At 44.6% G+C, this 5641-nt stretch carries 7 protein-coding genes; 4 read left to right on the top strand and 3 right to left on the bottom strand.

Annotation, left to right across the window (positions count from 1 at the left end; translation table 11 throughout):
• Positions 1-191: 191 nt before the first annotated feature.
• Together EXZ60_RS18320 and EXZ60_RS18315 are read left to right on the top strand one after the other, a co-directional pair.
• Positions 192-638: a CidA/LrgA family protein gene (locus EXZ60_RS18320; protein WP_013856338.1), complete on the top strand. Its 447-nt coding sequence runs from the start codon at positions 192-194 to the stop codon at positions 636-638.
• Complete coding sequence (locus EXZ60_RS18315) at positions 635-1336, top strand: LrgB family protein (RefSeq protein ID WP_013856339.1); 702 nt, start codon at positions 635-637, stop codon at positions 1334-1336. The genes EXZ60_RS18320 and EXZ60_RS18315 overlap by 4 nt, the downstream gene beginning before the upstream one ends.
• A 70-nt stretch (positions 1337-1406) precedes the next feature.
• On the opposite strand, the gene fldA is transcribed toward EXZ60_RS18315, so the two are convergent.
• The 3 genes from fldA to EXZ60_RS18300 form a co-directional block, all read right to left on the bottom strand.
• Positions 1407-1940, bottom strand: coding sequence for a flavodoxin FldA (fldA, locus tag EXZ60_RS18310; RefSeq protein WP_013856340.1), 534 nt, complete (start codon positions 1938-1940; stop codon positions 1407-1409).
• Between the two features lie 48 nt (positions 1941-1988).
• Positions 1989-2210 carry a DUF2788 domain-containing protein gene (locus EXZ60_RS18305; RefSeq protein WP_010318683.1) on the bottom strand — a complete coding sequence of 74 codons (222 nt, stop codon included), beginning with the start codon at positions 2208-2210 and terminating at the stop codon, positions 1989-1991.
• 109 nt (positions 2211-2319) lie between these two features.
• A complete protein-coding gene (locus tag EXZ60_RS18300; RefSeq protein ID WP_277436111.1) occupies positions 2320-3090 on the bottom strand; it encodes an alpha/beta fold hydrolase in 771 nt (256 codons plus the stop codon).
• A 92-nt stretch (positions 3091-3182) separates the two neighbouring features.
• On the opposite strand from EXZ60_RS18300, the gene seqA reads away from it, so the two are divergent.
• A complete protein-coding gene (seqA, locus tag EXZ60_RS18295) occupies positions 3183-3728 on the top strand; it encodes a replication initiation negative regulator SeqA (protein ID WP_010318681.1) in 546 nt (181 codons plus the stop codon).
• A gap of 110 nt (positions 3729-3838) precedes the next feature.
• Entirely contained in the window at positions 3839-5485 is a 1647-nt protein-coding gene (pgm, locus tag EXZ60_RS18290) for a phosphoglucomutase (alpha-D-glucose-1,6-bisphosphate-dependent) (protein WP_277436110.1), read from the top strand.
• Positions 5486-5641 lie beyond the last annotated feature (156 nt).

Here is a 5641-nt window from a genome sequence, read left to right as displayed (position 1 = left end):
CAACATGGCTGAAAGCTTAATACTTGAAGGGCGAAGGGAAAGAACATTCCCTAGAACAGTTAAGCCTAGACCACAACGGTATGCTAAGAACAAAAATGCCGTTCACTCTTAAGTGAACGGCATTACATTTTACGATGGTTTTATGGCTTAATATAATGTGACTAATTTCACAAAACGGCATTAGTCTCATCATGCAAAGAATAAGAAACAGCCAAAGAGTAAAAAACAATCTGCAAACAGTGGTACAAGTTGTTGCGCTATCAATGATCTGGTTTTTGGCGGATTTTCTAGTCAGCACTTTTCATATTCCTTTACCAGCAAATTTAACGGGCATGCTATTGCTGTTAACTTTAGTGATTATGCGAGTTGTAAAAGTTGATTGGCTGCGCAAGGGAGCAACTTGGTTATTGGCGGAAATGCTGTTGTTCTTTGTACCAGCGGTCATTGCGGTCGTTAACTATCAAGAGTTAATGCAACAGCAAGGGTTACGAATTATGGCGGTACTTGTCATCAGTACCATCATGGTCATTGCTATTACTGCTTGGACCGTTGATAAAATGTATCGTTTAGAGCTGATATTAGCGCGTAGAAAAAGCAACCGGGCAATACGCCTAACCAAAGTGGAGCGTTCATCATGAGCTCACTACTTACCTCAACGCTGCTTGGTGTATTTTGCTTGCTGCTAACCTTGGCTTTTTACTATGGCAGCAAGTGCCTTTATCAACGTAAACGTTCTATTTTCTTAATGCCGCTGCTATTGGCCCCTATATTGTTAGTGGCTGTTGTGATGATCTTTCACATCCCTTACCAAACCTATATGGCAGAATCTCATTGGTTATTGTGGCTACTTGGTCCGGCGACAGTGGCTTTTGCTATTCCGGTCTATGACAACCGATTGTTGATCAAGCGCCACTGGCTCTCTCTATCCGTGGGAGTGATCGTATCGGTTGTGGTGGCTGTGGGGAGCACGGTTTTGTTGGCTCGTTGGTTTGAATTACCCGATATGCTTCAGCGCAGTTTAGCGATGCGCTCGATTACCACGCCTTTTGCTGTTGAGGCGACGAAGTCAATTGGTGGGCAAAGTGATCTGACTGCTCTGTTTGTGGTACTTACTGGGGTGATAGGCATGGCGGTAGGTGAAGTGGTGTTAGCGTTATTATCCATTCGCTCTGGGCTTGGTAAAGGAGCCAGTCTTGGCGCTTCCGCGCACGGTGCAGGAACGGCAAAAGCGTATCAAATTGGCAATGCTGAAGGGGTAGTGTCGAGTGTGGTGATGATGATTGCGGGTATGGTCACTGTGTTGCTTGCTCCATTTATCGGCCGTCTACTTTGGTAAAGAAAAGAGTGCTGTTGTATACGGGTCAATAAAAAATCCCCTCGCAAGGGGATTTTTTATGTTTAAGAGATTAGCCTTCAAGTTCAGCTAAACACATCTCTTCATAAATCTGCTTAACCCATGTGCTGACGCGCTGTTCAGTCAACTCTGGTTGACGATCTTCATCGATGCATAAACCAATAAAGTGGCTATTGTCACCTGCAACCAAGGCTTTAGAGGCTTCGAATTCATAACCTTCAGTTGGCCAGTGGCCAATAATCGTTGCACCTTTGCTTTCGATAATGTCACGCACTGTACCCATCGCGTCACAGAAGTATTCAGCGTAGTCTTCTTGATCGCCGCAACCGAAAATAGCAACTAATTTCGTCGAGAAGTCGATCGCTTCTAATTCTGGGAAAAAATCATCCCAATCACACTGCGCTTCGCCGTAGTACCAAGTAGGGATACCCAGTAACAATAAGTCAAAATTATCAATGTCTTCTTTGCTGCTTTTCGCAATATCTTGAACGTGAACGAGCTGCTTACCCAGTTGCTTTTGAATCATTTTCGCAACGGCTTCAGTATTACCGGTATCGCTACCAAAGAAGAGGCCTACACTTGCCATAGAATCATTACCTTTAATTTGTCATTTTCTGGCGGATGAGCGTGTTCTTTACCCCAGTCCGGTGCCTTCCCAACTGAGTTGGATAAGTCCTTTAAGGATAAAGCCAGCACAACCTAAAAACAGAACTAGCCATACAATACGGCGCCCAAATGGCGGTACATTACCTTGCTTAAGGACATCTTTTATTGCCATACCGATAAGGAAAAATATAGACGCAAAAAGAAGATCGAGTCCAATCGACTCAAGCATGTTCATGTAGTCGTACAGCATGGGTATCCTTTATGCCAATTTGCTTGAGCGCACTATAACACTGTTATTCGTCAAAGTTAATGCGCGCATTGGTACCTATTTCACACTTGTTGTTTTCACAGTAAAGCGGCTAGCTGCCAATGAACTTCCTGATCGCTCGTAAAACTTCAACGGGCTTTTCTGCGTGTAGCCAGTGCCCTGTGTTGGCGATGACGTGCGCTTTCGCTTGGCTAAACTGCTGCTGGATCATTTCTTGGTGTTCCGGTAGTAGATAGTCAGAGTTGCTGCCTTTAACCAATAAGGTTGGAATAGAGCTACAAAGGATTGGTTCCCAGCCTAAAATATTCCAGTAATTTTTTTCAATGGCGGGAACATTAAAACGCCAGCTCATTACACCATCTTCTCGTTTAAATAACGATTTACTGAGAAATTGTCGTACGCCTTCTAGCTCAATATGTTGCGCTAAAATGGCCATGACCTTTGCTCGCGAGGTGGGCTGCTGCGCAATAACCGCATTGAGCCCCGCTAGTACGTTATCATGTTTCCGATGCTGATAGCTGACGGGTGCCATATCTAAAACCACCAGTTTGGCGACTTTGGATGAGGCGATGTCAGCCAGCTTCATGGCAACTTTACCGCCCATTGAATGGCCAATCAGCGTGACTGAATTACAAGCTAACTCTTCGAGTAAGCTCGCAACATCGAATGCCATGCTCGCGTAATCATGTTCCTCACTGTGAAATGATTGACCGTGATTACGCAAGTCAATACTCAATACTTGGTGATCGGCTTTTAGGTCTCTTGCTAACAAACCTAGGTTGTCTAAATTGCCGAATAAACCATGGATCAAAACAACGGTGTGACCTTCACCTTCGAGTTTGTAATTAAGAAGTACTGACATTTTATCTTATTAGTGATTGGTTTAACGTAGAGTATCAGTGAAGATCTCGCTATAATCCCTCAGAGTTTAAACATTGAGATTGTGAAAAGCGAATGAAAACAATTGAGGTTGATGAGGATCTATACCGTTATATTGCCAGCCAAACCCAACATATTGGAGAAAGCGCGTCGGATATTTTACGCCGTTTGCTCAATGTTGACGGTAAAGTGTCTGCAGCAGCGGTCGTGACGCAAGTAAGTACCGAGCCCAAGGGCATTGTTGTGAGTAAAGATGCCGTACAAGAGATACAGATTGATAGCGTAAAAGAGATGCGTTCTTTGCTCATTTCTGATGAATTTGCGGCTTTGAAAAAAGCAATTGATCGTTTTATGTTGGTGCTTTCAACCTTATACCGTATCGATCCAGTAAGTTTTGCTGAAGCGACCTTAGTGAAAGGACGTAAGCGTGTGTATTTTGCTGATAACGAGCAAACCTTGCTTGCTAGTGGGCAGACAACCAAGCCAAGAGCGATTCCAAACACACCATTCTGGGTCATTACCAATAACAATACTAGCCGCAAACAACAGATGATCGAGCAGCTGATGGTATTGATGAATTTCCCGAGTGACATTATTGAGAAAGTGACGCACTCAATCTGATTTGTGCCCATTCATAGATAAAAATCTGATTCAAGCCTCATACTGCGGACCACTAAGTCCGTATCATGAGGCTTTTTATTTCGTTGTTATTTTAAGAAAGGATGTCAAAAATGGCTATGCACCCACGCGCCGGACAAAAAGCACGGCAGGAAGACTTACATAATATCCCTGCGCTCGTTGCAAACTACTTTTTACTTCAACCTGATGCGGCTAACCCAGACCATAAAGTACAATTTGGTACTTCGGGGCATCGTGGTTGCGCGGATAAATCGACATTTAACGAAAACCACATTCTTGCTATTGCTCAAGCGGTAGCAGAAGTGCGCGCTCAGCAAGGAACCACTGGGCCGATTTTTGTCGGAAAAGACACGCACGCACTCTCTGAGCCTGCTTTTTCTAGTGTACTTGAAGTACTGATCGCTAATGAAATTGAAGTGATCGTTCAACAGGATAATGGCTATACGCCAACGCCGGGTATTTCACACGCAATCTTGACTCATAACTTGAAGCACGCGCAAAAAGCTGATGGTATTGTGATCACACCTTCTCATAATCCACCACAAGATGGTGGTATTAAATACAATCCTACCCATGGCGGCCCTGCTGAAGGGGAAATCACCCAAGCGATAGAAAACCGTGCCAATGAGATCATTGCAGAAGGTATGCAAGGCGTGAAGCGTCTGCCTATTATGTCGGCAAAGCAATCGCCGCTGTTTAAACAAGTTGATCTTGTGAAACCTTATATTGATGACTTAGTGAATGTGATTGATATGGAGGCCATCCAAAAAGCCAATCTAAAACTGGGTGTTGATCCGCTCGGTGGCAGTGGTATTGATTACTGGCGTCAAATTGGCAAAGCGTATCAGCTTGATTTAACACTGGTGAGCGAAGCGGTGGATCCGACATTCCAATTTATGTCACTCGATAAAGATGGTGTAGTGCGTATGGACTGTTCTTCTCCTCATGCAATGGCGGGGTTATTAGCGTTAAAAGATCAGTATGATCTCGCGTTTGGTAATGACCCTGACTACGACCGCCACGGCATTGTCACTCCGAAAGGTTTGATGAACCCAAACCATTTCTTAGCCGTATGCATCGATTATCTGTATCGTCACCGCAAACAATGGCGTAAAGAAGTGGCTGTTGGTAAAACGTTAGTATCAAGTGCATTGATTGACCGTGTGGTCGCCGATCTTGGCCGTGAGCTGTGTGAAGTACCTGTCGGCTTTAAGTGGTTTGTTGATGGCTTATACAGTGGTCACTTCGGTTTTGGTGGTGAAGAGAGCGCAGGTGCGTCATTCCTGCGTAAAGACGGAACGCCTTGGTCAACGGATAAAGACGGTATTATCCTTTGCTTACTGGCGGCGGAAATCACCGCTGTCACAGGTAAAAATCCGCAGCAATATTATGAAGATCTGGCCGCGAAACATGGAGAGTCTAAATATAGTCGTATTCAAGCTGTCGCAAATGGCCCACAAAAAGCAGTGCTGAGCAAATTGTCACCAGAGATGGTCTCTGCGCAAACATTAGCGGGAGATGAGATCACAGCCCGCTTGACGCATGCTCCCGGTAATGGCGCAGCCATCGGTGGATTAAAAGTGACCACTGATTATGGCTGGTTTGCTGCTCGTCCATCAGGCACAGAAGATATTTATAAGATCTATTGTGAAAGTTTTAAGGGCGATGAGCACCTCAAGCAAATCGAAGCGGAAGCGCAACAGATTGTTAATCAAGTCTTTGCCGACGCTGGTTTGTAAGCAAACTTATCAATTAAAATAGGCGGCCAGAGGCTAATGCCGTTCACTTAAGAGTGAACGGCATTTTTGTTCTTAGCATACCGTTGTGGTCTAGGCTTAACTGTTCTAGGGAATGTTCTTTCCCTTCGCCCTTCAAGTATTAAGCTTTCAGCCATG

The organism is Vibrio sp. 1151_11 (assembly GCF_029478525.1).
Lineage (GTDB): Bacteria > Pseudomonadota > Gammaproteobacteria > Enterobacterales > Vibrionaceae > Vibrio > Vibrio anguillarum.
Note: the sequence above shows the minus strand (reverse complement) of the source record. Positions and strands in the feature narration are given on the sequence as shown.

Coding starts and splice junctions, on each gene's coding strand:
- EXZ60_RS18315 (WP_013856339.1), top strand. CDS start 635: ATGAGCTCACTACTTACCTCAACGCTGCTTGGTGTATTTTGCTTGCTG.
- EXZ60_RS18300 (WP_277436111.1), bottom strand. CDS start 3,090: ATGTCAGTACTTCTTAATTACAAACTCGAAGGTGAAGGTCACACCGTT.
- seqA (WP_010318681.1), top strand. CDS start 3,183: ATGAAAACAATTGAGGTTGATGAGGATCTATACCGTTATATTGCCAGC.
- EXZ60_RS18305 (WP_010318683.1), bottom strand. CDS start 2,210: ATGCTGTACGACTACATGAACATGCTTGAGTCGATTGGACTCGATCTT.
- pgm (WP_277436110.1), top strand. CDS start 3,839: ATGGCTATGCACCCACGCGCCGGACAAAAAGCACGGCAGGAAGACTTA.
- fldA (WP_013856340.1), bottom strand. CDS start 1,940: ATGGCAAGTGTAGGCCTCTTCTTTGGTAGCGATACCGGTAATACTGAA.
- EXZ60_RS18320 (WP_013856338.1), top strand. CDS start 192: ATGCAAAGAATAAGAAACAGCCAAAGAGTAAAAAACAATCTGCAAACA.